Origin of the sequence: Streptomyces sp. V3I7 (assembly GCF_030817495.1) — a bacterium.
In the GTDB taxonomy this organism is placed as follows: domain Bacteria; phylum Actinomycetota; class Actinomycetes; order Streptomycetales; family Streptomycetaceae; genus Streptomyces.
On sequence record NZ_JAUSZK010000001.1, the window covers coordinates 2,534,760 to 2,559,913 of the forward strand.

General features: G+C 68.7%; 24 protein-coding genes and 1 pseudogene. 12 read left to right on the forward strand and 13 right to left on the reverse strand.

Annotated elements, in window-relative coordinates; all coding sequences use genetic code 11:
• Positions 1 to 51 precede the first annotated feature (51 nt).
• Positions 52 to 684, reverse strand: coding sequence for an ATP-binding protein (locus tag QFZ74_RS11775; protein WP_307620757.1), 633 nt, complete (start codon positions 682 to 684; stop codon positions 52 to 54).
• 217 nt (positions 685 to 901) lie between these two features.
• Here QFZ74_RS11775 and QFZ74_RS11780 point away from each other — a divergent pair, with 217 nt between their 5' ends.
• The 4 genes from QFZ74_RS11780 (at position 902) to QFZ74_RS11795 (ending at position 3,538) form a co-directional block, all read left to right on the forward strand.
• Positions 902 to 1,747: a helix-turn-helix transcriptional regulator gene (locus QFZ74_RS11780; protein ID WP_307620758.1), complete on the forward strand. Its 846-nt coding sequence runs from the start codon at positions 902 to 904 to the stop codon at positions 1,745 to 1,747.
• Entirely contained in the window at positions 1,748 to 1,945 is a 198-nt protein-coding gene (locus QFZ74_RS11785) for a DUF397 domain-containing protein (RefSeq protein ID WP_307620759.1), read from the forward strand. It abuts the gene before it with no gap.
• A gap of 446 nt (positions 1,946 to 2,391) precedes the next feature.
• Entirely contained in the window at positions 2,392 to 3,204 is an 813-nt protein-coding gene (locus tag QFZ74_RS11790) for a hypothetical protein (RefSeq protein WP_307620760.1), read from the forward strand.
• Between the two features lie 163 nt (positions 3,205 to 3,367).
• The gene (locus QFZ74_RS11795) at positions 3,368 to 3,538 is read left to right on the forward strand and encodes a DUF397 domain-containing protein (RefSeq protein ID WP_307620761.1); all 171 of its coding nucleotides are present in this window, start codon (positions 3,368 to 3,370) and stop codon (positions 3,536 to 3,538) included.
• A 436-nt stretch (positions 3,539 to 3,974) separates the two neighbouring features.
• Here the strand turns inward: QFZ74_RS11795 and QFZ74_RS11800 are convergent, their stop codons facing one another.
• A complete protein-coding gene (locus tag QFZ74_RS11800; protein ID WP_307620762.1) occupies positions 3,975 to 4,586 on the reverse strand; it encodes a DUF4291 domain-containing protein in 612 nt (203 codons plus the stop codon).
• Positions 4,587 to 5,442: 856 nt separating this feature from the next.
• Here QFZ74_RS11800 and QFZ74_RS11805 point away from each other — a divergent pair.
• The 5 genes from QFZ74_RS11805 (at position 5,443) to QFZ74_RS11825 (ending at position 9,341) form a co-directional block, all read left to right on the forward strand.
• Positions 5,443 to 5,841, forward strand: coding sequence for a hypothetical protein (locus QFZ74_RS11805; RefSeq protein WP_307624125.1), 399 nt, complete (start codon positions 5,443 to 5,445; stop codon positions 5,839 to 5,841).
• The gene (locus QFZ74_RS11810) at positions 5,838 to 6,788 is read left to right on the forward strand and encodes a hypothetical protein (protein WP_307620763.1); all 951 of its coding nucleotides are present in this window, start codon (positions 5,838 to 5,840) and stop codon (positions 6,786 to 6,788) included. Before QFZ74_RS11805 ends, QFZ74_RS11810 begins: the two co-directional genes overlap by 4 nt.
• Before the next feature lie 259 nt (positions 6,789 to 7,047).
• On the forward strand, positions 7,048 to 7,290 hold the full coding sequence (locus tag QFZ74_RS11815) for a hypothetical protein (protein WP_307620764.1): 243 nt from the start codon (positions 7,048 to 7,050) through the stop codon (positions 7,288 to 7,290).
• 107 nt (positions 7,291 to 7,397) lie between these two features.
• Positions 7,398 to 8,615: a type VII secretion-associated serine protease mycosin gene (gene mycP / locus QFZ74_RS11820; RefSeq protein WP_307620765.1), complete on the forward strand. Its 1,218-nt coding sequence runs from the start codon at positions 7,398 to 7,400 to the stop codon at positions 8,613 to 8,615.
• 360 nt (positions 8,616 to 8,975) lie between these two features.
• Complete coding sequence (locus QFZ74_RS11825) at positions 8,976 to 9,341, forward strand: hypothetical protein (protein WP_307620766.1); 366 nt, start codon at positions 8,976 to 8,978, stop codon at positions 9,339 to 9,341.
• A gap of 228 nt (positions 9,342 to 9,569) precedes the next feature.
• On the opposite strand, the gene QFZ74_RS11830 is transcribed toward QFZ74_RS11825, so the two are convergent.
• The 4 genes from QFZ74_RS11830 to QFZ74_RS11845 all read right to left on the reverse strand — a co-directional run bounded on the left by QFZ74_RS11830 (position 9,570) and on the right by QFZ74_RS11845 (position 13,883).
• The gene (locus QFZ74_RS11830; RefSeq protein ID WP_307620767.1) at positions 9,570 to 10,277 is read right to left on the reverse strand and encodes a hypothetical protein; all 708 of its coding nucleotides are present in this window, start codon (positions 10,275 to 10,277) and stop codon (positions 9,570 to 9,572) included.
• On the reverse strand, positions 10,274 to 12,532 hold the full coding sequence (locus tag QFZ74_RS11835; RefSeq protein WP_307620768.1) for a hypothetical protein: 2,259 nt from the start codon (positions 12,530 to 12,532) through the stop codon (positions 10,274 to 10,276). The genes QFZ74_RS11830 and QFZ74_RS11835 overlap by 4 nt, the downstream gene beginning before the upstream one ends.
• 55 nt (positions 12,533 to 12,587) lie before the next feature.
• Complete coding sequence (locus QFZ74_RS11840) at positions 12,588 to 12,932, reverse strand: hypothetical protein (protein WP_307620769.1); 345 nt, start codon at positions 12,930 to 12,932, stop codon at positions 12,588 to 12,590.
• Between the two features lie 183 nt (positions 12,933 to 13,115).
• Positions 13,116 to 13,883: a class I SAM-dependent methyltransferase gene (locus QFZ74_RS11845; RefSeq protein ID WP_307620770.1), complete on the reverse strand. Its 768-nt coding sequence runs from the start codon at positions 13,881 to 13,883 to the stop codon at positions 13,116 to 13,118.
• 169 nt (positions 13,884 to 14,052) lie between these two features.
• Between QFZ74_RS11845 and QFZ74_RS11850 the strand changes: the two are divergent.
• A pseudogene (locus tag QFZ74_RS11850) lies at positions 14,053 to 14,379 on the forward strand (hypothetical protein); the annotation flags it as partial.
• 240 nt (positions 14,380 to 14,619) lie between these two features.
• Here the strand turns inward: QFZ74_RS11850 and QFZ74_RS11855 are convergent.
• A complete protein-coding gene (locus QFZ74_RS11855; RefSeq protein WP_307620771.1) occupies positions 14,620 to 15,951 on the reverse strand; it encodes a DUF445 domain-containing protein in 1,332 nt (443 codons plus the stop codon).
• 197 nt (positions 15,952 to 16,148) lie between these two features.
• Here QFZ74_RS11855 and QFZ74_RS11860 point away from each other — a divergent pair, with 197 nt between their 5' ends.
• Positions 16,149 to 17,486, forward strand: coding sequence for an SGNH/GDSL hydrolase family protein (locus QFZ74_RS11860; protein WP_307620772.1), 1,338 nt, complete (start codon positions 16,149 to 16,151; stop codon positions 17,484 to 17,486).
• Between the two features lie 88 nt (positions 17,487 to 17,574).
• Here QFZ74_RS11860 and QFZ74_RS11865 read toward each other — a convergent pair whose 3' ends face one another.
• From QFZ74_RS11865 to QFZ74_RS11880, 4 genes are read right to left on the reverse strand one after another with little or no spacing between them, the layout of a single operon-like run.
• A complete protein-coding gene (locus QFZ74_RS11865; protein WP_307620773.1) occupies positions 17,575 to 18,402 on the reverse strand; it encodes a DUF1707 domain-containing protein in 828 nt (275 codons plus the stop codon).
• 39 nt (positions 18,403 to 18,441) lie between these two features.
• Complete coding sequence (locus QFZ74_RS11870; protein WP_307620774.1) at positions 18,442 to 19,461, reverse strand: ATP-binding cassette domain-containing protein; 1,020 nt, start codon at positions 19,459 to 19,461, stop codon at positions 18,442 to 18,444.
• Between the two features lie 3 nt (positions 19,462 to 19,464).
• On the reverse strand, positions 19,465 to 20,310 hold the full coding sequence (locus tag QFZ74_RS11875) for an ABC transporter permease (RefSeq protein ID WP_307620775.1): 846 nt from the start codon (positions 20,308 to 20,310) through the stop codon (positions 19,465 to 19,467).
• Positions 20,303 to 21,103, reverse strand: a complete 801-nt coding sequence (locus QFZ74_RS11880; RefSeq protein ID WP_307620776.1) for an ABC-2 family transporter protein — start codon at positions 21,101 to 21,103, stop codon at positions 20,303 to 20,305. The genes QFZ74_RS11875 and QFZ74_RS11880 overlap by 8 nt, the downstream gene beginning before the upstream one ends.
• Positions 21,104 to 21,306: 203 nt before the next feature.
• Between QFZ74_RS11880 and QFZ74_RS11885 the strand changes: the two genes are divergently transcribed.
• On the forward strand, positions 21,307 to 24,246 hold the full coding sequence (locus QFZ74_RS11885; RefSeq protein ID WP_307620777.1) for a transglycosylase domain-containing protein: 2,940 nt from the start codon (positions 21,307 to 21,309) through the stop codon (positions 24,244 to 24,246).
• Between the two features lie 92 nt (positions 24,247 to 24,338).
• Here QFZ74_RS11885 and QFZ74_RS11890 read toward each other — a convergent pair whose 3' ends face one another.
• Positions 24,339 to 24,695, reverse strand: coding sequence for a co-chaperone GroES (locus QFZ74_RS11890; RefSeq protein WP_307620778.1), 357 nt, complete (start codon positions 24,693 to 24,695; stop codon positions 24,339 to 24,341).
• A gap of 57 nt (positions 24,696 to 24,752) precedes the next feature.
• Positions 24,753 to 25,082, reverse strand: a complete 330-nt coding sequence (locus tag QFZ74_RS11895; protein WP_307620779.1) for a DUF3618 domain-containing protein — start codon at positions 25,080 to 25,082, stop codon at positions 24,753 to 24,755.
• Positions 25,083 to 25,154 lie beyond the last annotated feature (72 nt).

Genomic DNA, 25,154 nt, shown 5'->3' on the forward strand with positions numbered 1-25,154 from the left:
CGACCTGGAGCGGCGCAAGCTGGGCACGATTGCAAGATCTTCAGCAGGCTCTCAAGCCGCGTTCATCTCGGCCTCGTAGTGCATCTGTGCGCGATCGAGGATGTCGTCCGGGTCGTGTCCCTGGGCAGCGGTCCAGTGGAGCAGGTCAGCAATCAACTCGATCGCCGACTTTTCGAGGTCGGCTTCTCGCCATCTCCCTTGGAGACCGATAGCACCGGAAGCACCCTGATAGTTCTCGATCGCTTCGGCCGCTCGCTCGATACGCCGACATGTGCGCCTCGCACCAAGCGCGATCTCACACCAGACCGCCTTGCCGGCCGCAGTCAGGACCGTGCCCCAGTCCGCCGCCAGCGCCGCGAGGAGGTGCAGTCCCCGACCACACTCCTCGTCACACTCCACCGCCTGGAGTACTGGGATCCCATCACTCTTGTCGTGTACCTCGAGCCTCAGCCGCTCGCCCCTCCACTCGAGGATCAAGGTCGCCGACACACCTTCGCCGACATGCTTGAGGACATTTGTCGCCAACTCGGTGACAAGCAGTTCGGCCTCGTCCACGGCGACGGGCATGCCCCAGCGGCCCAGTTGCTTGACGGCCGCTCTCCGGAGCAGAGGTACTTCCGTTGCCACCGCCTCGAAGGGCAGCACGCAGCGGAGTCGGGGTTCGGTGTCTTCGCAGCCATTCATGACCGCTCCTCCCTCCCAAGCCACGCAGATGCTGCGCCCGCCGTATCCGTCCGGCCGCATTGCGTAGCGGTCTGCAAGCGAGCATGGCACAGAGAAATCTCTCCATGTAACTTCTCACGAGAATCCATCGAGTGAATCTGATGGTGGGGACGCTTCCCCGCTGCCTAGCCTGATGGCGATGACCGGGCCGCCGCCCGGCACCCGGCAAAGGAGCCGAATGTCCGAACGAACCACCACGCGACGCCGCCAACTAGGCGCGATGATGCGCAAGTTGCGAGCCCGCAGAGGCATGACGCTCGAAGAGGCGGGGCAGCTCGTCGGAGTCTCGAAGGCCACGGTCAGCCGGTACGAGACCCAGGCCGGGCCGGTCAAGTGGATCGTCGTCGACGCTCTCTGCCGTGAGTACGGGGCAACTGAGGCCGAGCGGCAGGCCGTTGTCGGACTGGCAAAGGATGCCAAGCAGCAAGGCTGGTGGAGTTCCTTCGCCGACTCCATCCCGGAGAGCATGAACCTGCTGCTCACGCTTGAGGACGAAGCGGTGAGCGAGAGCCACTTCTCCTGTGTGTACGTCCCCGGCCTTCTGCAGACCCGCGCCTACAGCACAGCACTTCAGAAGGCCAACGAAGTGCCCCTGGAGACAGCGGAGATCGAGCGGCTGGTCGACATCCGCATGAAGCGTCAGGAGATCCTCAATCGGGCGAAGCCGCTCCGCCTCTGGGCGATCCTCGACGAATCGGTGATCCGGCGTGTCGTCGGCTCACCGCAGATCATGAAGGATCAGCTCGGCCGCCTGCTGGAAGCGAACGAGTCCCCACACATCACGCTCCAGGTGCTGCCGTTCTCCAAGGGGGCCCATGCTGCCGCCCTGGGAAGCTTCGTCATCATCGGCGGCCCTGAGCATGCCCTCGACGTGGTGTACGTCGACTTCCACACGGGCTCCCTCTTTCTGGAAAAGGACGAGGAGCTCGACCGATACAGACTTGCGTTCGAGTACCTCCGCGCACAAGCGTTGGACATGGAGGCCTCCTCTGCCCTGATCCAACGCGTCCGCCAGGAGCTGTAAATGCCCGTCTCCCCCGAACCCAGTGATCACCCCGCCTGGTTCAAATCGTCGTACAGCGGAGGCAACGCGACCGAGTGTGTCGAGGCCGTCTTCGTGCCGACCGGCGTACTGATACGTGATTCCAAGCGGCCTGAGGGTCCCTGTATCGCGGTTTCGGCCAGGGCATGGAACGAGTTCCTGGCTGCGTCGGTGAGATGATTCATGATCGCCTTCGACCACCTCGGTCTCACTTCTGCGCTGCACGGAAGGCCCCGGCCAACATCGGCCAGAACGTCCCCTGGTCGCTTTCGTTGCTCCCTTGAACTGGGCTATTTTGGCGCACCGTTCACAATCGAAAGCATCCTGGAGGTCGGATGTCCTCGCCTACGCCGCCCACACCGCCCGCCCTGCCATCCCAGGGTGGCCCATCTGCGCCACAAGGCGGGGACACTCCCCTCCCGACGCCTGTTGGAGGAACGGCCAGTCAGCCGCCCCTGAGATCCCCTTCCGACGCGGTACCCAACTCGGCCCCTTCGACTCCAGCGCCCGCTGCTCCATCGCAGAACGCCGTCGACGCGGCCGAACGCCGTGCAAGACGTGCGGAACTAATCGCAATCGGAGGGCTCCTGCTCGGCGCAATCGGTCTCGTCGCCACCATTGTTGCTTTGATCCCCGATTTTCAGGGGGAGGCTCGTGAAAGGCGGAGCGACGCCGAGGACCGGAAGGAGAAAAAGGAGGAAGACGCGTTGGAGGCGGGGCTGCCGCTCAAGCTATCTCCGGGCACTACGTACTACGGCCCGACCTGGTATGTCAGCGATACGTCGTACGGCAACGACCAGCTCAACGGCCAGCCCTTCAACGACGATGGAGGAGCAGCCGTACCCAGCTGGGCTTGGCTTACCAAGAACTGGACCCCATTGTCTTCAACTGGGGTAGCTGTCAGCGTCGAGAGCCAGTACAAGACGACCGTCCTCGTCCAGGCCCTGAAACTGCACGACGTCGACTGCCAACGACCTCTACCGAAAGGCACGTTGCTCCAACCACCTGGCATCGGCGACGGGGGTGAGGGAGCTTCCTCGGTCGAGATGGGCATGAACGTCGACTCCAACCGTCCCGTCACCCGCAAGGTGAACGGGCTCAGCCTCGGAGCGCCGTACACAGCCCAGGTCGCACTGGACAAGGGGGATGCCCGCGAGTTCCGGATCATCTTCACCACGCGGACGCGAGCCTGTACCTTCAAAGCCAACCTTCTGGTGAACTCCAAGGGGAAGCAGTACCGCATTCCCCTACCCGCCGAGTGGGACCACAACGGTAAGGCGGTCGGCTATACGTTCAACGTCGCGCCACCAAGCAAGGCGTACCGATCACGCTACGTAGTGGGTAATGACGGCGAGCTGATTGCGGTTCCAGAGAGCGACATCACATGGGTGGGCCAGCGTCCCACCTACACGGGCGATGGCGAACTCAACTACTGGTGAGCTATCGCACTCATACGCAGGACCTGTTCAATTCAGCTCGCGAATGCTGCCTCATGGCGGCGACGCAGCACGGGAAGTCCAGGCAGCGGGACCTGCGTGCCGCAACTGTGAGCTCTCAACGTTCTGCAACGCTCATCGTGTCGATGTCGAAGGAGAACGCAATTTGAGCACGCCAAAGCCCAGCCACGCCCACGGCCCGGCCTGGTTCACCTCCTCGTACAGCAACGGGGCCGGTGGGGAATGCGTCGAGTGCGCACTGATCGAGAACCGGGCTCTCGTACGCGACTCCAAGCGCCCGGAAGAGGTTGTGATCACTGTCGACGGCGAGGCTTGACGCTCCTTCATTCAGGTCTTGAAGGAGCCAGCGAGCCCGAAGCGGTCCCGCGCAGCAGGGCCACTTGTAGGACGCTCCCTGTAGAACACAGGGCATCGAGGAGCACGATCGTGAGCGCACAGCACTCGGATACACCCGTCCATGCGTTGCTGCCGCTGCGGACCATCGGCGACATTCAGGCCGCCCTGCGTTCCGGTCACGGCTTCCCCGGCGATCGGGAGTCCTTCGTACGCAAGCCCGGAGCACGGCTTCTGATCAGTTCGAGGGCTTCCAGTTCTGTCGAGAGCTCACCCACCCCGACGCCGAACGGGCCCTTCTCAAGAAGACCGCTATCGGGGGCGACAGCCACGTGGCCGCCAGAGCGGCCCGAGTAGCTGGGCTGACAAGCTGCACTTTCCCCATCGCGCCCAAGCACCGTCCGATACGCGAGTACGACTCATCGGTGCAGGTGCCCCAAGAACCCGTCAGGCACCGGGTAGGCGCGTTCAATTGGCAGGAGTCCCCGGGCCGCATCCAGGTCCCCGTCCCGTACGTGCCCATGGACCGCGTGGGCCAGCGGCGTCACGTCGGTGATGGACACGATCCACTCGTCAGCGAAGCGGTGCGCGGCTTCGCCGGTGAGGCCTAGTTGGAGGGATCGGTGTGGCAGGGGGTGGAGGTGCAGGTCGCGTTCGGGGTCCCACTGGACGCGTGCCGGCGCTTCGTTCAGCGCTTGCTTCCAAGCGGCAGGGTCGGAGTGGAGGTCCTTGTCGTAGTGCGACAGGCAGGCGCGTGACAGTGCCCACTCGAAGCCCTCGCGGGTGATCTCCACGGCGAGGACGGCCTCCTGGCCTTCCTTGGTGGCCCAGCCGCAGCGGTACATCGTCCAGAGGAACGACGGCTTGATCCAGGTCATCCGGTCCCGCTTCCAGGCCGCGGGGAAGCGGCCTTCCTTGGCCGCGGGTATGCCGATTGCGGGTGCGTACGCCTGGTAAACGGTGATCGTGGTGTCCGTGTGCGCCGCGCGGATCTCGTATCTGGGCGCGGTGGGTGTCGTTGGTGTTGTCACGGACACCAGCGTGGACGTGTCGCTTCGTGGGGGCCACTGAATTGCCGTCGGCGCCCTGCGACCGCCGTCATGGAGGAGATTTGAACGTTTCCACACCAGACCGCAACCATCCCGCGCACGCGCGAGTCTGTGATGGCGACAAGAAGGGGGTGGGGGAGATGGACGACATCTTCCAGGAGATGCTCGAGGAGATCGCGGAGGAGTCGGCCGACGAGGTCGGCAGCGACGCCATCAAGGACATCGTGGAAGGGCTCTTCGACTGACGAGGGGGCTCGGCGGCTCGGCCGGCGTCGGAGCGTTCCGGCGCCGCGTTCCGAGCCGGGGGGGCGGCGTGATCTTGTGGCCCAAGTCGCCGGTGCTGTACAGTCGATCTTGAGCGCGGCACCCAAGTGCGGGTGAAACGCGATGCGTTGGTGGTCCAAGGAAAGACGTCCCGCTTCCTGCGGGGAGATGCAGGTGCAAGGCCTGCCCGGCGCTCCGAGAGAAATCCGTTCCTGGTTTTCCAGGGGCGGGTTTCTTTGTTGGGGCGGGTCCGGAGCGCTGCACTGACCGTGGGTTGCAGCTCGGCCGGGCGGGCAAGCCGATAGCCGACGCGAGGGCACGCGCATCGCACGCGGGGCCGGGCCGTCGACCGCGTCCAGGGGCTGTACCAGCCGTACCAGTCGGCGCTCAAGTCATCCCGCGACGTCCTCCCTGTCCACAACGACGGTGTACGAATGGTCATCCAACGTCATATGGAACCGGTTGGGTGTTGGCACCGGCGGAGCCTGAAAGTCCCTGCTCCACCTCGGTTCCAGCTGTCCCCGCCGCCCAAATCCCCTGTTCTCATATAAGCCAAGGGCAGGAATTGGCCGCTGTGCGCTGTCTGATGCGGCCGATAGAGTTGCTCGCGCTATCGGTCGTACGGGGACAGGGGGCACTCGCGGTGGCGAGCGGCGGACTGAAAGTCGATCTGAGCGCACTGGAGGATGTGCTCAGACAACTCAATGGAGTTATCTCGAATCTGGGCAACACCTCCTCCAAGGCGCGCTACCAGACATACCTGCCGCCCGGTGCACTGGGCAGTGAACACTTCGCCGAGGCGAACGATCTCCACCTGGCGCACACGGAGATGAAGCAGCACCTCGAAGACATCGTCGCCCACATCCACGGCCTGATGGATGAATTCGGGACGAAGACGAAGAAGACGCACGGCGCGTACCAGGACCAGGAAGCTGAGATCACGTCGGCGCTGTCGGACGGGGGCAGGTCATGAGCTCGGGCGGAAAGAAGAGCGACGACGGCTACACGTACGAGTACGTCCCCGCGGGGATGTGCTTCAACGAGAAGGCCACGACGCCGTTCGCGGACCTGACCTTGAACCAGATGAAGGCCATGGTCGTCAACGCGAAGCCGGGCGACGTTCACGACGTAGCCCGGGGCTGGCTCAAGGTCAACCATGACCTGGTGGGCGAGAAGGGCGGTGGCGGGGCCCGGCACGACTTCCTGCAAGCGGTGTACGGGGTCCTGGAGCACTGGGAGGGAGACGCCGCCGACCGCTTCAAGGAGCAGGCCGAGATCATCGCGAAGAAGATGGAGGACGGCGCCAAGTACGCCGAGTACACCTCCACCGCGATGGAGAACGCGGCCACGGTGCTGGAGACCACCAAGACCGCGGTCGACGACATGGAGGAGCCGGGGGCGTTCTCCAGGGGGTTCGACTTCGTCGCGGACGGGCTCTCGCACGACGACAGCGGCTACCAGGCGGACCAGCGCGCCGGGATGACCGCCCAGGAAGCCCTGGACAAGTACGACGACGACCTCTCGGCGGGCAAGGAGACCCAGCTGCAGGCGGCCGCGAAGATGGAGGAGCTGGGGGCGGCGTACGCGACGCAGACCAAGAACATGGGGTCTTGGAATCGCAGGCCGCTTCCTTCCACGAACGATAACAACGACTACCCCGGTGACCCTGGGGGTACGGCGCCGGTCCCGGTCATGGCGATCCCGACCGAGAGCGGCCCCAGGTTGGTGGGCCGGGCTCCTGTCAGTAGCGGGACGTCGAGCAGCTCGGGCCGGTCGGCCATCACGACGTCTCCCAGCGCCCCCAACCGCGTTGCCCGCGCAGGTGCCGGTTCCTCTTCCCAGGTGTCCGCGTCCTCCGGCGTTGGCACGGATGTGGACGGCCTTGCGGCCCACCAGCCCCCGTGGGACTGCGGTCGGTGACGGCGGCGCCCATGCAGGTACAGGCAGTGGCCGCGCCGGCGGGGGAGGCTGGGGGGCCGGAACAGGAGAAGGTTTCCCGGGCGCGCCCGGCGCCCCTGCAGCTGGCTCGGCGCGTGGTGGCGCTTCCTCCGGTGCAGGGTCTGCGGCGGGCAACGGCCGTGCAGGTATGGGCGGTGTGGGAGCCGGAGCGGGGGCAGGACCCGCGCCCGGTAAGCAGTCCGGTGGCCGCGGCCCTCTGGCCCGTACGAAGGGCGGGGTGATGGGCGAGCCCGAGGGCACCCCCTCCACCAGGACTGGCGCCGGTTCCGGTCTGCACGGCAGCCGTGGTGGTACGACGGAGGGCCGCAAGGCGGCGGGCCTGTCGGGCGCCGGACATGCGGGCGCGGCCGGCACGGGCCGTGACCGGAGGAAGAAGGACGGTAAGCAGGTTCCGGACTACCTCGTCGAGGACGAGGAGACCTGGGTACAGAAGCGGGACAACACCCCGCGGGTCATCGAGTAGACACGACCGAGACAGCATGAAGTGGGGCTCGCTTGATCCACTGCGCGAGCTCCGCCCGGCGGGACGAAAGAGGGATACACGGCATGGGCCTCACGCGGACACTGCGCATGGCAGGCAGTACGGCAGCGGTGGGAGCGCTGGTCTTCGCCGCCGCGTCACCAGCAGCGGCAGACCAGGTGAGGCAGGACCAATGGCCGCTCCATGCCCTTGACGCCGAGGCGGTCTGGAAGGTCGCGACCGGGAAGGGCGTCACCGTAGCCGTCATCGACAACGGCGTCGACGCCTCCCACCCCGACCTGAAGGGCAACGTCCTGCCGGGCAAGGACTTCATCGACGGTGACTCCGACGCCTCGCCTGCTGCAGGCGCCTACCACGGGACATCCATGGCCGGCGACATCGCCGGCCATGGCCACGGTCCCAACGGGGCGGACGGCGTGAAGGGACTTGCTCCCCAGGCAAAGATCCTGCCCCTCCGTGATGACGGCGCCCAGACGGGCGGCCTCGCCCCGTCGATCAGATACGCGGTGGACCACGGTGCATCGGTCATCAACATTTCCGAGGGTGGGGGCCCGGTAGATTCCAGCGGCGAGGAACTGAAGGCGATTCAGTACGCGCTTCAGCACAACGTGATCGTCGTGGCAGCATCGGGCAACGAGGGAAAGAGCGGCACCAAGGCCATCGGCTACCCGGCAAGCTATCCAGGCGTAGTAAATGTCGGCGCGGTCAAGGAAGCCAACGAGATCTGGGAAAAGTCCAACTCCGGTACGAATGTCCTGCTGACGGCCCCCGGCTACCACGTCGTCTCCACCAGCACGAACTCCTACGGCTACGGCATGGGCACCGGTACCTCCGACTCCACCGCCTACGTCTCCGCCGCCTGCGCCCTGCTGCGCGAGAAGTTCCCCGACCTCACCGCGGGCCAGATCGTCAACCGCCTCACCAGGACCGCCGGCCTCCCCGCCTCGGCCAAGGGCCTGAAGCTCCCCGACCAGAAGTACGGCTACGGCTACATCCGCCCCCTCGCCGCCCTTCAGCAGAACATTCCGGCCGGCTCCAAGAACGGCCCACTGACCATGCCCGCATCCGAGACCGCGGTGCCCCCGGCCTCCACGTCCGCTGATTCACCAAGCGGCCTGACCACCAGCTCGATCATCGCCCGCGTGGTCCTGGCCGGCCTCGGCGTACTCATCGTGATCGGCGTGCCCCTGCTTCTGGTCCTGCGCGCGAAGCGGCGTCGGGCGGCGGAACAGGCCCAGTTCAACCAGCAGCACGGATACGGAAGCTATCCTCCGAATTCCTACCCTGATTCTGCTCCGTACCAGTGAGCCGAAGCACGATAAGTGTCACCATCAGCCCCTGCTGACCTGCGACATCGATCTGGCGAAGCACGGTGGTTGTCACCAGGGCGGCGCTCGTCTTGTCACCAGCAGCCCGCGAAGCAGGGTCGGTGTCCCCGGCTCCGGCGCTCCACCCATCGCCGGAGCTGCCCCGCCGGTGGCCGGTGTCCTGTGACAGCGACGGTTGACCGATTGCCATCTGAGGTTGGCTGCTGAGCGAGGACAGCTGTCAGGCGGTCACCTCAGCCTCTCCCATGTCGCGCACCGCAGTCGTCATGCCTAGCCTGCTGAAGAGGCCGACGTTTCATTTCCTCGGCTCCCACGGCGAACCCCAACGAGGAGGCAGCCATGACGGCGACGACGCGAACCGTGGCCCCTGTGGTGATCGAGGGCGGTGGTGTGGAATTGCGCCTTCAAGAAGTCGGAGGCGACATGTCCGCTGCATTCGTGCGGTTCCCCAAGGGCGCGGACATGGCGCCGGCCCTCACGGGTCTGCCAGGCAACCTGTGCCAGTGCCCTCACTGGGGATACCTGCTCAAGGGGCGGCTGAAGATGCGGACGGCGGACGGCGACGAGATCTATGAGGCCGGGCAGGCGTTCTACTGGCCGCCAGGGCATGCGCCGGAAGCCCTCGAGGACTGCGAGTACGTCGATTTCTCGCCGACGAAGGAGTTCAACAAGGTGGTCGACCACCTCAAGACGCAGATGGGATGACCTTGTCGAGGCGCAGTAAGGTTCTCTCTGCGCCCGAGACGGTTCAAGGCCCGTGGCCCTTCGACGGCAAACGGTCAACCTTCGATGTCACAGGACAGCCGGCCAGCACTCCTGTCCGGCGCTCCCGGTGACAACAAGCCTGCCTTGGTGACAGCTATCGTGCTTCGGCTCAACCAGCACCAGCCGCCGACTGACCGTTACCCGCAGCAGTAGCGGTAACTGTCGTAATCAATCCTCGTGAGACTTCTTGATCTCGTCAGAGGGGGACAGACGAGGATTGTTCGTGCAGCCCAGGGACTTACTTACCTTGGATGCGGCTGAGAGCAACACTCTGAGCCGGGCGTTGTTCGCCTCGATCACGCCTAGATCGCTGTCCCAATACCCTTGAAAGTAGCCTTGCACAGCCCCCTCGTGAGCGCCCGGAAGTCTGCACGCGAAGCGTGCTGTTGCTCGCCGGAGGTCGTCCACGGTACGCGTCATCTCCGCATCGCCTACGGTGAAGTTGAGGACCTCGGACCTCTCCTCTTTGGTGAAGTAAGGGTGTCGGGTCCAGCCGAAGTAGAAGTCGATCTCTCTTTGGCCTCCGCAGCGCGTTCGCACATCTTCCTTGCACAGCAGGAAGGAACACACGGAGGAGGCTCTGGTGTAGTTCGGCTTGCTGCTGCCTGGGGCTTCCTTACGCATCTGGTCTGCCACCCGCTCGACTCGCACCCCCTCGGATCGTGTGCGGGGGTAGAACTCCTTTCGCCCGGTGAGGAGTTGTTGAAGGTCTCGCCCTGTGTCACTGCCGAACATGCCGCCACAGATGTCGTCCGCCGCGACCGGCTTGATAGGGGCGGGTTTGGGCGCGTCCTGTGGGGCGCCGCATGCGGTGATGAGGGCAGCAAGCGTCAGAAACGTGGCCGTCGCTCGCAGGCAACTGGGCTTCAGGGTCATCGAGAGTTGTCCGTATCCGTTATGTCAGCACCCCGGGCATAAGCGGCGTCGAGTGCCGTGTTCCGAGCATCTCGTGGTGCCCCCATCACACCTTGCTGGTCCATGTAGTTGTCGATGCCTGTCCTGGCCAACTTCTTGGCTTCGTAGTCAAATGCATCAATGCTATTGATGGCCTTGCCACTGCTGTCCCGCTCGGCGGCCTTGAGGGAGTCGGAGATCTCGTTCCCCAGCCCGGTTTCCACAGCTGAACCGGCGGCCTCGGCGATAGGAACGATGATGGGCACCGATTGCGGGGCCAGGATGGTGGCAGCTCCTTCGACCCCGGCTGTGGCGCCACCCACGGCGATCGACACGCCCGCTTGCTTCCAGGCAGCCGACTTCTCAAGTGCGTGGTTGTAGCTCTCGTCGCCCTCGCGGTAGTCGTGGCCGATCTGTTCGGCACGTGCCTCATCGAGGGCACCGTGCATCGTCATTCCCCACTCGGCAGCCCGGTACGCCTCGGGGGTGCCTTCGTGGGCGTGGATGCGGCTGGTAGTGAAGGCTTGTTGGGCCTGGGACATGATGCCGTGCGAGGTCTCGTCGTGGCCCAACTCTCGGATGAACTGCTTGGCCGTGACCGCGTCCATCTTGTTCTCGTCCTTGGTGCCGAACAGTTCCTCCATGCCTCCTCTGCTGGGGTCTGAGGCATCCAGTCCCGAAATGCTGTAGTTGAGGTCGTCGATGTAGGCGGCGCCGATGCGTCCCATGCTGTCGGAGATGCCCGCCTGCTTGCCCATCAGCCCAAGGTCGGGATCCCCGTAGCGTTCCATGACCTGCCCCACGATGGCGCGCTCTTCCGCACCCCGGTGCAGTTCCGGGCTGCCTGCCCCGTAGTCGCTCCCCGTCGTCGCCGACTCCAGGGCGTGGCCGAGGGCGTCGTAGCCGCGGGACGTGCCGTGCTTGTCCTGGGGGTAGGCGTCCTGCGGCCAATCGCGGGCGCCCTTGTCCCCCTCGCCGCCGCCCACCACGTAGTCGAAGTCGGTCTTGTCGGAGAAGAAGTCGGTCGATGCCTGGTGGTTGTGGCCGAGGGCGTTCATGTAGCCGGTCATGGGGTCGGTGCCCCAGTTGTTGGTGAGGTCGATGTCGCCGCCGTCGAGGCCGCTGCCGGCGATGGTCTTGCCGAGGTACTCGTCGTGCAGGGACTGACCGCTCTTGACGGCGTCCTTCTCGTAGTCGATCAGGGCGTCGCCGTAGTCGTGCAGGAAGGCGTGGTCGTAGCGGCCCGAGTTCATCAGGTTGGACATGACCTGGAATCCCCTGGGGTTCTTGAGGTCGTAATCGAGATGGTGGGGGCCCGCGGCGATCACGTCGTGCTTCCAGTCCTGCATCGCTCTGCTGTCGGACTGGGTGGCGGTGGCGAGGGTGGCGCCGAGCTGGCTGCGGGTCTGTTCCAGGAGGTCCTTGCGGGTGCCGTCGGGGCCGGGGTGGCCGTGCAGGTCCATGCCCTCCCAGAACTCCAGCGTGCCCTGGCCGCCCATGCGGGTGGCGAACCGTTCCGCGAACTCGGGGTCCTTGCTGTGCTCCTTGAGGAGGCTGTTGAACTCCTTGAGCTCGCTGTTGCTCATCTTGTCGCCCTTGTGTGCCAGCTGAACGGCGCGGGCGGAGTCGTAGCGGTCCTCGGCCTTCTCCGTGTTGCCGGTGGCGTGTTCGTTGAAGCTGCGCTTGTCGTTGCCGACGTCGTAGCGCAGGGCGGCGGCGGCACTGTCGTCGACCTCGGTGGCCGCGGCGAGGATCTTGCGTATCTCGCCCTCGATCTCGTCGATGGTGCGCAGTTCGGCGGCCACGGCCTGGCCGTAGCCGGGCTGGCCCTGGAGTTCGGGGTCGTCCACGACGGAGTCGGTGAAGGTGACCTTGCCCTGGTCGGAGATCCGGACCTTTCCGCCCGCGGTCGTCTCCGCTACGTAGTCGTGGAGCCGTTTCTGCTGCGCCTTGAGGCTGTCGCGGGTCTCCGTGAGGACCTTCTCGATCGCGCGGGCCTGCTGCAGGGCCGCATCGGCCTCGTGGCCGGCGTTCTTGATCTGCCGGTGGGCCGCCGCGGCCGTGTCCGAGCCGCCCCCGATGGTGCTCCATCCCGCGGCCTCGAAGGGCTTCTGCGCCTTGGGACCGTGGGATTCGTCGACCTCCTTCATCTTCCGCACGACTTCCTGCCACGCGGTGATGGCGTGGTCGAGGCGGGTCAGACTGAGGTGGTCGAGCTGGACGTAGGTGATCGTCATAGTGCTGCCCCCCGTGGGTAGCGACTGGTCGGCTACGGCTTCAACTCCGCTCGGGTCAGCCGAAGGTGGCCCGCATGTCGGCGTGCGCGCCGTTGAACGTCGCGGTGTTGGCGCGCTCGACACCCGTGTACGCCGACCACGTGTCCCAGGTCTTCTGGCCCAGTCCCTGGTAGGTGGTGTGCAGCGCGTCGCACTGATCCGTCCACCGGGTCGCCAGGTGCCTGAGGGCAGCGCCGAGCTGGCCGTCCCAGTTGGCGCCGGACAGGCTGCCGGCCGCGTCGTCCAGGTCGCTGCGCGGGAAGTCACCCGCGGTCCTGACCAGCGAGGCCAGCTCGGAGCAGCCGCGGCTGGCCGCCAACAGCTGCTCCGCGTCGCCGACACGGGTCGTGCCTACTGCCATCGCCGCCCCCGAAAGCGTGTGCCGCCGGGGCCATCGATGCGTCTCCCGGCTGTCGGGGGCATGCTAATTGACGTGTGAGCGCGCCTACAGTGGGTTCGCGCCGAACCGGCCAGCGCGGTACGGCTCGACAGGACACCTTGGGCTTGATGTCCGACATCTGAGACTCCGGACGGCAGGTCCCGGTTACTTGCGGCGCAGGCACATCACATAGCCCGCTCCCGACGGGTCGCTTTCCAGGGTTTCCAGGGTCCAGGGCGACACAGCGATCGCCGGCTCCAGTTCGGCCGGGGCCGCCAGCCAGTAGTCGAACCACGGGGTTGCCGTCACGCCGTCCCGTACGCGCAGGCGCAGTTGGCCGCGGGGGCGGCCTCGGTCGAGGTTCCAGGCGTGGTAGGCGGCGTGGACGGGGCCGCCGTCACCGGGGTCGGTGCCCGTGCCGATCAGGAGGGCGCCGGGGCGGGCCACCGCGGCCAGGGACGCCAGCACCCGCGGCGCCTGGGCGGGGCCGCCCAGCAGGCCCAGGTTGTTGCCGAAGAGGGCGATCGTGTCGAACTCCCCGAGCCCTGCGGGCAGGGACGACACGGAGCCGACGGTCGCGTCGACTCCCCGTTCGCGCGTGATGCGTACCGCCTCCGGGGACGGATCCAGGCCCAGCACCTCGTGGCCCCTGGCCCGCCACGGAACCGCGTGGCGGCCGCCGCCGCAGCCCACGTCCAGGATCCGGCCCGTGGCCTGGCCCCATGCCCAGGTGTCCAGCGCCGACCACTGCCCGGGCTCACGGAAGTACCGGGCGGCGTCATGGGCCGCGACGAAGCCGTCGTCGCGTTCGATCACCTCCACCGCCGACCAGGGTGCGGCGCCCGCCGCCCAGCAGCGGGCCAGGATGCGGCCGAAGGCGTCGCCGGTCCTCGGTTGCCTCGGAGTCGGAGCAGTCTGAGCAGTGGGATCCATGGGGGTCACGGTCCCAGTCGTCGCTCGCCTCGCGCACTCGGTTTATCCGGCTTGTCCGGCGGTCGCCCTCGCCCCGCCTCGACGGGTGACCCCGGCCCCCGCCTCCGCTCCGTTCTGCCCGGCGCAGGACATGGAGTTAGCCTCAGGTCACAGGCACCAGGAGGCAGACATGATCAAGGCCCGATCGATCTCGCTCAACGCTCCCTTCGACATCCCCACCTCGCTGCTCGCCGCCGGCGGGATCGTCGGTGGGTACTCGGTTTCGCGACTGACCGGCATCCGGCCGCTCGGCGGCGCCGTGCTGGCAGTCGTCGGCGTCGTCGCCGCGCGCCAGTGGCGTGACACGGTCAGCGAGCCGGTCGCCCTCGCGCTGAGCGCCGCGTACACCGGCGCCTTCGCCCTCTCCCACCCGCTGGCCAAGAAGATCGGCGCGTGGCCGGCCGTCCTCGGCCTCGCGGGGGCCATGGGCGTTGTGTCCTACGTGGTCGCCGACCGGGCGGAGCACAGCGCGCTGCGGAGCAGTCACCGGGGCGCCGGAGCGCGTAACCCTCAGGCGAGGCGAGGCATGCACGCGGAGACGCGCTCCCCCCAGGCCAAGTAGGGCGGGAGGCCACCCGAGGCCACCCCTTCGGCCCAACAGCGCGCCCCGCGTACCTCCTCGGCCTGGCAGCGCACCCCCGCGCACCCCTCAGCCCAGCCACCGGCCCAGCGCGGCCCCGCAGCGCGCCCCCACCCCTCAGACCCCCACCCCCCGAGTCACCGCGAAGATCGCCAGCCCCGCCAGCGATCCCACCACCGTGCCGTTGATCCGGATGAACTGCAGGTCGCGGCCGATGTTGGCCTCGATCTTGCGGGTCGTGTGCTCGGCGTCCCAGCCGGCCACCGTGTCGGTGATCAGGGAGGTGATCTCCTTGCGGTACGTCGACACGACGTGGACGGCCGCGTCCTCGACCCAGCTGTCGACCTTGCCCTGGACCCGGGGGTCGTGCGCCATCCGGGCGCCCAGGGAGAGCAGTGAGGCGCGCACGCGCATCCGCAGCTCGCTGCGCTCGTCCTCCGCCGCCGCGACGATCATGGATCGTACGGCCGTCCAGGCGGAGGCGATGAGGTCCTGCACCTCGCCGCGGCCCAGCACCTCGTCCTTGAGCCGCTCCACCCGCGCGCGGGTGTCCGTGTCGGACTGGAGGTCGCCCGCGAAGTCGGCGAGGAAGCGGTCGAGGGCGCCGCGCGCGGGGTGGGAGGGCATGTCCCGGATCTCCGTGCAGAAGCGCAGCAGCTCGCGGTAGACGCGCTCGCCGACTCTGCGGTCGACGAAGCGTGGCGTCCAGCCGGGGGCGCCGCCCTCGATGGCGTCCATGACCTGGAGGTCGTGGAGCACCAGCCAGTCGTGGGCCCGGGAGACGATCAGGTCCACGACCCGCCGGTGGCCGCCGTCGGCGACGATGCGCTCCAGCAGTTTCCCCATGCCGGGCGCGACCTCCTGGGCCTCGGCCCGGCGGGTGATCGCCTCGCCGACCACCGCCTGGACGTCGGAGTCGCGCAGGACGGTGAGCGCGCCGCGCAGCGCGGTCGCCAGTTCCGCCGTCACCCGGTCAGCGTGCTCGGGCTCGGCGAGCCAGGCACCCAGCCGGCTGCTGATGCCCACCGCGCGCAGCCGCTGCCGTACGACGTCCCCGGAGAGGAAGTTCTCGCCGACGAACTCACCGAGGGAGACGCCCAGCTGGTCCTTCTTGGTGGGAATGATCGCGGTGTGCGGGATGGGCAGGCCAAGGGGGTGACGGAAGAGGGCGGTGACCGCGAACCAGTCGGCGAGCGCGCCGACCATGCCGGCCTCGGCGGCCGCCGCGACATAGTCCGTCCAGGCGCCCGCGCCGCTGTGGGAGGCCCATTTGGCGAGGACGTACACCACCGCGACGAACAGGAGCATCCCGGTCGCGGTGAGCTTCATCCGCCGTACTCCGCGCTGCCGTTCCACGTCGGCCGGTGTGAAGGTATTCATGGCGCGGCGGGGCGGGGCACCTCCCTGTGTCGCTGTTTCTTCCGTTTCTTCCGGTTCGGTACGTTCCATTCACTCCACCCGTTCGGTGATCCCGCACACATTGTCCCTACCTGACCGACTCCTGGAACGGAACAGGAGTTCCCGACGTCTGTCTGGGCGGAGGACCAGGCAGGTGCCGGTCACGTCCACCCCGGCTCATGAAGCATCATGGGCTCATCACACCGGAGCCTCGGGCTCCTCACCCGCCCGAGGGGAACAACACGCGTATGACCAGGGGTCACGGGTATGCCGTGCTCAGTTCGATCGTCGCGCTGGTCGTCGGCCTGTCCACCGCCATCTACGTCGGGGTGTCGGCCGACGACGGCACACCGCTGAGCAGCATCGCCGGGAACCGTCCCCACCGCGACGCCTCCGCGGCCCCCGCCTCCGCCGGCACCTGGGTCGGCGCCTGGTCGGCCTCCCCCGTGGGCGGCGAGCCGGGCACGCTGGTCCGCGGCATGGCCGGCCGCTCGGTGCGCAACGTCGTGCACGCGAGCGTCGGCGGCACGAGCGCGCGGATCACGCTGTCCAACCTCTACGGACGCACGCCGCTGACCATCACGCACGCCTCCATCGCCGTCGCCGTCGGCGACAACTCGGCGGAGGCCGCGGCCGAGACGATGCGCCGCCTCAGCTTCGGCGGCAACGCCTCCGTGGTCATTCCCCCGGGCGGCCAGGTGCTCAGCGACGCGGTGCGCGTCAACATCCCGCACGACACCGACGTCCTGGTCACCACGTACTCGCCCACCGCGTCCGGCCCGGTCACCTACCATCCGCAGTCGCGGCAGATGTCGTACGTCGCGCTCGGTGACCACACCGAGGACGCGACCGGCACCGCCTACACCCAGCAGACCCCGTACTGGCGCTACCTGACCGCCCTCGACGTGCTGAGCAACGCCTCCGACGGCACCGTCGTGGTGCTCGGCGACTCCATCACGGACGGCTACCGCTCCACCGTGGGCGCCAACCGCCGCTGGACGGACGTCCTTTCGGAGCGCCTGCGCACGGACCTCGCCGACGGCCGGAGCGTGCCCCGCTACACCGTCGTCAACCAGGGCATCAGCGGCAACCGCGTCCTGACCGACGGCGGTTCGGGCCGCCCGGCCGGCAACGAGAGCGCGCTCGGCCGCTTCGGCCGTGACGTCCTGTCGCGTACGAACGTCAAGGTCGTCGTCATCGACCTCGGCGTCAACGACATACTCCACAACCCGCGCCTGGCGGACGCGGGCGAGATCACCGACGGTCTGCGCACCCTCGTCCGCCAGGCCCACGCCCGCGGCCTGAAGGTCATAGGCGCCACGCTGATGCCCTTCCAGGGTCACCGCGGCTACACCCCGGCCCGCGACGCGGTCCGCCAGGAGGTCAACGCGATGATCCGGTCCGGCCAGGTCTACGACGCCGTCGTCGACTTCGACCAGGCGCTCAAGGACCCGTACAACCCGCTGCGGCTGCGCCCTGAGTACGACTCCGGCGACCACCTCCACCCGAGCGACGCCGGCTACCAGAAGATGGCCGAGACCTTCGACCTGCGGGAGCTGAAGGGCGCCGGGCAGGCCGAGCTGTAGGCGGTACGCCGGCCCCGGCAACGGACGTACGGGCGGCCCCGATCCACCACGGAGCGGGGCCGCCCGTCAATCCGCGGGACCCGAGTTCTCAGAAGTGCCGGCGCCGGCGTTCCTCACGGCGTTCGCGCCGGCCCTCTCGGCGCTCCTCATAGCGCCCGCGCCGCAGTTCGCGGTGACCGTCGAGCATCCGGCGCCGGGCCTCGTGGAGGTCCTCCTGGAAGGATTCCTGCAACTCCCTGAGCGCCGCCTGGCGGTCCAGCTTCTCCTGGCGGCGCTCCCCCTTCAGCCGCTGCCGCTGCGCCCGGGTGAGCTTGCGCTCCACGCCGACGCCGCCCCAGAAGGCGAAGCCGCTCACGATCACGCGCGGAGCCCCCGGCTCGCCGGCCACGCCCTCCTCCCGGTGGTCGAAGCCGCCCATGACGCCGATGCCGCGGACGACGACCTCCACGCCCGGCGGCACGATCACCTGCACGCCACCCATGACGGCCACGCAGCTGATCTCCACCTCCCGGTCCGCGAAGTCGGCCTCGCGCAGGTCGATCTCGCCGCCGCCGCAGAAGGCGAAGCAGGTGAAGCGGCGGGGCATCGTCCAGCGGCCCTTGCGCTGGAACCCCGACAGGACGGCGACCGCCCCGGACGAGGAGCCCTCACCCCCGGTGATCCGGCTTGCCCAACTCGCGCTCTCGGCGGGCACCTTGCGCAGCGAGACGGTGGGCGGCGCGACCGTGCCCGCTCCCGGCAGGTCCCGGGTGATCGGCGCCAACTCCCCGTACGTACGCGCCGCGTACGTGGCGTCCAGCCGTTCCTCGAACTCCTCCATGTCGAGGCGCCCTTCGGCCACGGCGTCCCGCAGGATCTCGGCTACCCGCTCACGGTCGGCGTCGGAGGCGCGCAGTTCCGGGGCTTCGTCGGTCATGCACAGCAGCGTACGAGGTTGCCCTCCCCCGGCCCAGGCCTACGGGACCGCTTCCTCCGCGTCCCCGGCGTCGACCGGGTGACCGGCGTACATCCGGGCGATCACCTCCTCGATGTCCGGCTCCCGTACCGACAGGTCCACCAGCGGGTACTCCGCCGCGATCCGCGCCACCAGCGGGGCCGCCGACGCGGCGGCGGGGAACGCCAGCCACTGACGCGGGCCGTCCACCCGCACCACCCGGGCCCCGGGCACCGTCACCGGCGGGAGTTCGCGCTCCAGGTCCACCACCAGGGTCCGCTCGCTCTCGCCCGCCTCGTGCAGCCCGGTCAGCGGGCCGTCGTAGACCAGCCTGCCGTGGTCGATGACCATCACGCGCGAGCACAACTGCTCGATGTCCTGAAGGTCGTGGGTGGTCAGCAGGACCGTCGTACCGCGCTCGGCGTTGAGCTCGCGCAGGAAACCGCGCACCTTCGCCTTGGAGATGACGTCCAGGCCGATCGTCGGCTCGTCGAGGTAGAGCACCTCGGGGTCGTGCAGCAGAGCCGCCGCGATGTCGCCGCGCATCCGCTGACCGAGGGAGAGTTGCCGTACCGGGACGTCCAACAGGTCACTCAGCTCAAGGAGTTCGACGCAGCGGTCGAGGTTCTCCCGGTAACGGGCGTCGGGGATGCGGTACATGCGGTGCGCCAGCCGGTAGGAGTCGATCAGCGGCAGGTCCCACCACAGCGTCGTACGCTGCCCGAAGACCACGCCGATGCGGTGCGCGAGGCGCGAGCGCTCACGGGCGGGGTCGATGCCGGCCACCCGCAGCCGGCCGCCGCTCGGCGTCAGGATGCCGGTGAGCATCTTGATGGTCGTCGACTTGCCCGCGCCGTTCGGGCCGATGTAGCCGACCATCTCGCCGCGCGCCACGGTGAAGGAGAGCGCGTCGACCGCCCGCACCTGCCGCCGCTCCCGGCGCAGGAAACCGGTCTTCCTGCGCACGTCGAAGACCTTCTCCAGCCGGTCCACCTCGATGAAGCCGCGCCCGCCCGGAACGCCGCCGTCACTGTCCGCCATGCGCTAACTCCCTGTACTCCGGTAGGAACGAAGCCCCGCCCGCCATGCCACCCCGGCCAGCACACAGCACGCCACCGCCACCAGCGGCGAGACGAACGCCGTCCACTCCGGCAGCCCGAGGGGGTACGGCCGCCCCAACACGTACGTCGCGGGCAGCCAGTTGACGAAGGCGAGCGGCAGCACGAAGGTCACACCGCGCACCAGCTCCCGCGCGAACACGGTGGGCGGGTACTGCAACAGCGTGGTGCCGCCGTACGTGAACGCGTTCTGCACCTCGGAGGCGTCCTGCGCCACGAACTGGAAGGCGGCGCCCGCCACGAACACCGCGCAGAAGATCAACGCACCGCTGAGCAGCATCAGGGGCATGAGCAGCAGCTTCAGCGGCGTCCAGGTCAGGTGCAGGGCCGCCAGCGCCCAGCCGAGCACCAGCGCGCCCTGGGTGACCCGGCCCAGCCGACGCGGCGCGAAGCGGTCCGCGGCCACCTGCGCCAGCACCGGCGCGGGGCGCACGAGCAGGGTGTCCAGCGTGCCGTCGCGGACGCGGCGCCCCAGCCGGTCCATCGAGCCGATCGCCAGGTCGGCCAGGCCGAACGCGACGCCGGAGGCGCCGTACAGGAAGGCGACCTCGGGCAGCGTCCAGCCGCCGAGGGCGTCGATGCGGGAGAACATCAGCAGGATCGCGACGAAGTCGAGCGCGGTCGCGGCGAAGTTGCCGAACGTCGTCATGGCGAAGGAGGCCCGGTACGCCATCGTGGAGCGGATCCACATCGCGGCGATCAGCCGGTAGGCCCGCAGTCCGTCCACAACTCGGTTGACCCGAACGGGTTCTGTTACGCCGCTCTCAGCCACCCTGCACCACCACCCGCCGCGTCGCCGCCGACTGCACCAGCCGGCCGGCTCCCAGCAACACCACGGCCCACGCCGCCTGGAGGGCGAACGTGCCCCACACGTCCGCCCGGCCCAGCAGCACGTCGGCGGGCGCCTGGAGCAGCGACGCCCACGGCAGCAGCCGTACGACCTCGCCCAGCGCGCCCGGGAAGACGTTCAGCGGCAGCACCATCCCCGAGCAGAACATCCCGACGATCCACGCCATCTGGGCCACTCCGGCCCCGTCCAGCAGCCAGAAGGCGCTCAGCGCCACCAGGTAGCGGATCCCGAACCCGACCAACAGGGCCAGCACCAGGGCGAACGCGAAGGCGGCCCAGGTGCCCACGTCCCTCGGCAGCGCCAGCTCGAAGCACAGCGACCCGAACACGAACGGGACGACGCCCCGCCCCACCAGTTGGAACAGCGCCCGCCCCAAGTCGGCCGACAGCCACCACAGTTGCAGATCGGCGGGCCGGTACAGGTCGATCGCGACGTCGCCCGTCCGGATCCGCTCCATCACCTCGGACTCGACCCCGCCGCCCCCGATCGCCAGTGTGGCGAACAGCGCCTGACCCACCCACACGTAAGTGACCGCCTGCGCCGGGCCGTAGCCGCCGAGATGCGGCTTCTCGTCCCACAGGGCCAGGTAGGTGTACACGAGGATGAGACCGAAGACCGTGTTGGTGAACACCCCTGCCGCAGTGGCCGAACGGTACGTCGCGTACCTTCTGAAGACCCCCGCCGCGACGGCCGTGTACAACCGTCCAGCGCCCATGCCAACCGCCCTCCCGGACCTCCCGACACCGAAGCGCAGGAGCCTAGTCCGCAGGCCACGTGGGAAGCCACGCATTTTCCGGCCGGACGCGTGCCGGAATCCGGGAACGGATCGCATGGTGCGAGAGTCTTCATCCGGGGGAAACCGAGAGGCGTACGAGGCGTACGGCGACGTACGACGCGAAACAGGAGTCCGTGCACGACATGAGCGACGAGCCGCAGCCGCAGCAGCCCGACGAGGGCGGCGCACCGAGAGAGCCGCAGGCGGCACCCGACGAGGGGGCGGACGGACGCGACGAGCGGCCCGAGGAGCAGCCGAAGACTCCGAAGGCGCCGGAGGCGACCGAGCGGCCCGGGCAGCGGCCGGAAACACCGGAGTCGGCCAAGGCGGCCGCGCGGCCCGGGAGGCAGCCGGTGAAGCCGGCGGCGGACGAGCGGCCCCAACGGGCCGACAGGCAGCCGGAGAAGCCCGAGGCGAGCGAGCAGGCGGACGAGCCGAAGGCGGCCGAGCGGCCCGAGCGGCCCGATCAGACCATGCAGCTCAAGCAGTTCAGGCGGCCCGACGCCCCGAAGGCCCCGAAGGCCTCCGAAGCTTCCGCGGCATCCGCGGCCTCGGAGGCTTCCGGGGCCGGGGCCAGGGCCGGGGACGAGCCGGAGCGGCCCGCGCGCCCGAAGGCGCCCGCGTCCCCCTTCGCGCCCCCGGTCCCCCAGGCACCCCGGACCCCCGAGCCGCCCACCGGATCCGTCGCGTCCCAGCAGGACGGACAGGCCGGACCGGCTGCGCAGGCCGGGCGGCCCGACGTACCCGAGGACGCCCCCGGGGCTCCCGCGCGGCGCAAGCGCACCGGCTGGCGCCGGGCCGTCCCGACCTGGCGCATGGTGCTCGGCACCCTCGTCATCGGCGTCCTGCTGCTCGCCGGCGCCTTCTTCGTCGGCTACTCACTGGTGAAGATCCCGTCGGCCAACGCCCTCGCCACCCAGCAGGGCAACGTCTACCTGTACGCCGACGGCTCCCAACTGGCCCGCGACGGCGAGGTCAACCGGGAGAACGTGCGCCTCTCGCAGATCTCCAAGGCCGGCCAGCACGCCGTCCTGGCGGCCGAGGACCGCGACTTCTACACCGAGTCCGCCGTCGACCTCAAGGCGATGGTCCGCGCCGCCTGGAACACGGCCACCGGCAAGGGCAAGCAGTCCGGTTCGACCATCACCCAGCAGTACGTGAAGAACTACTACCTGGCGCAGGAACAGACCGTCACGCGCAAGGTGAAGGAGTTCTTCATCTCGATCAAGCTGGACCGCAACCAGCCCAAGGACAAGATCCTCGAGGGCTACCTCAACACCAGCTACTTCGGCCGCAACGCCTACGGCGTCCAGGCCGCAGCGCAGGCCTACTACGGCGTCGACGCCATCGACCTCGACCCGGCCCGCGCCGCCTACCTCGCCGCGCTCGTCAACGCCCCCAGCGAATACGACGTCGTCGCCCACCCCGAGAACAAGCCCGCGGCGCTCGCCCGCTGGAACTACGTCCTCGACGGCATGGTGAAGCAGGGCTGGCTCCCCGCGTCCGAGCGCGCCGGCATCAAGTTCCCGATGCCCAAGGAACAGACGGTCTCCACCGGCCTGTCCGGGCAGCGCGGCTACATCGTCGAGGCGGTCAAGCACTACCTCGACACGAACGGCATCCTCGACGCAGGCGCCCTCGCGGCCGGCGGCTACCGGATCACCACCACCCTCGACAAGGGCAAGCAGGACGCCTTCGTCAAGGCGGTCGACGACCAGGTGATGTCCCAGCTGGACAAGAAGAACCGCAAGGTCGACTCGTACGTCCGCGCCGGCGGCGCCTCCATCGACCCCAGGACCGGCAAGATCGTCGCCATGTACGGCGGCGTCGACTACGTGAAGCAGTACACCAACGGCGCCACCCGCGGCGACTTCCAGGTCGGCTCCACCTTCAAGCCGTTCGTGTTCACCTCGGCGGTGGAGAACCACTCGACCACGCAGGACGGCCGTACCATCACGCCGAACACGTACTACGACGGCACGAGCAAGCGGCCCGTGCAGGGCTGGGACGGCGGCCTGTACAACCCCGAGAACGAGGACGGCCACTCGTACGGCCAGATCACCGTGCGCGAGGCCACCGACAAGTCGGTCAACTCGGTCTACGCGCAGATGGCCGTCGACGTCGGCTCCCCGAAGGTCAAGCAGACCGCGATCGACCTCGGCCTCCCGGAGAGCACCCCGGACCTGACCGCCTCCCCGTCCATCGCGCTCGGCCCCTCCACCGCCAGCGTCCTGGACATGACGCGGGCCTACGCGACACTCGCCAACCACGGCAAGCACGGCACGTACACGATGATCCAGAAGATCACGCGGAACAACGCTGAGGACGTTCCGCTGCCCGCGCACCACACCGAGCAGGCCGTCAGCCGTCAGGCCGCGGACACCACCACGTCCGTCCTGCAGAGCGTGGTCGCCAAGGGCACCGCCACCGCCGCCCTGGCCGCCGGCCGCCCCGCGGCTGGCAAGACCGGCACCGCCGAGGAGGACACGGCGGCCTGGTTCGCCGGCTACACCCCCGAACTCGCCACGGTCGTCTCGGTGATGGGCCAGGACCCGGTGACCGCCCGGCACAAGCCGCTGTACGGGGCCATGGGCCTCGCCCGCATCAACGGCGGCGGCGCGCCCGCCGAGATCTGGGCGCAGTACACCAAGGACGCCCTGAAGGGCAGGCCGGTCAGCAGCTTCGACCTCCAGCTCCAGCCCGGCGCCGACAAGACCCAGCCGCCCGTCGCGCCGTCCTCGTCCGCGTCGGGCACCGGCGACGGCGACCAGGGCGCCGTCGGCGGCGGCACCATCGGCGGCGACGACCAGGGGCAGACCGCGGGCCAGACGACCGGCGGGACGGACGGCGGCACCACCGGCGACCCGGGTGACAACGGCGGTACGCCCACCGACGGCGGCGTGACCGGCGGCCCCGGCCCGACGGACGGGGGCATCACCGGCGGCACGACCGACGGCGGGACCACCACCGGTGGCACGGACACCGGCGGCACCACCACGGGCGGCACGGACAGCGGCGGCACCACCGACGGCGGCACGACCGCGGGCCCGGGCGGCTCGCCGCCCCCGACCCGCAAGCGCTGACCGGGTACAGCGCCGGAGAGACGAAAAGGGCTGGTGACCGTGATCGGGCACCAGCCCTTTTCGGTCGGGCGTGCGGCGGACTCAGAGGTGGCTCAGAGGTACAGGCCCGTGGAGTCCTCCGACCCCTCGAAGCGGTCGGCGGCCACGGCGTGCAGATCGCGCTCGCGCATGAGCACGTACGCCACGCCCCGCACCTCGACCTCGGCCCGGTCCTCCGGGTCGTACAGGACGCGGTCGCCCGGCTCCACGGTCCGGACGTTCTGCCCGACCGCGACGACCTCGGCCCAGGCCAGCCGGCGTCCGACCGCCGCCGTGGCCGGGATCAGGATGCCGCCGCCCGAGCGCCGTTCGCCCTCGGAGGTGTCCTGCCGCACGAGCACACGGTCGTGCAGCATGCGGATGGGCAGCTTGTCGTGCTGCGGGTAGTGCTCGTTTCTCTTGGCGCTCACGCCATCGAACCTACCTGCCTTCGCGGCACCCGTACGCAGCCGGGTGGCCGCCGCCGCTCAGCGCTTGCGGCGCCGGGAGCCGACCACGATCAGCCCCACGACACCGGCGGCGAGCAGCGCGGCGGGCACGACCCGCTCCATGCGCGGCGACCCGTCGTCGTCGACGAACTGCGCCTTCACATCGCTGACGACCTTGTTGACCTGTACACAGGCCTTGCCGAAGGTGTGGTCGACCTGGGAGACGACCTTCGCCTTGGCATCCCCGACGATGGTCTTCGGGTGGACCCGAATCCCGATCTCGTCGAGCGTCTCGGCCAGCACCTCGCGGCGGCGCTTGATGTCCGCCTCGATCTGCGCCGGGGTTCTCGTGTCCGACGTGTCCGCCACCGTACGGCCTCCGAAATCTGCTGATGCTGTTCTGGACAGTCTGTCAGCTTTACGCGCCGCCGCATCGCCAGG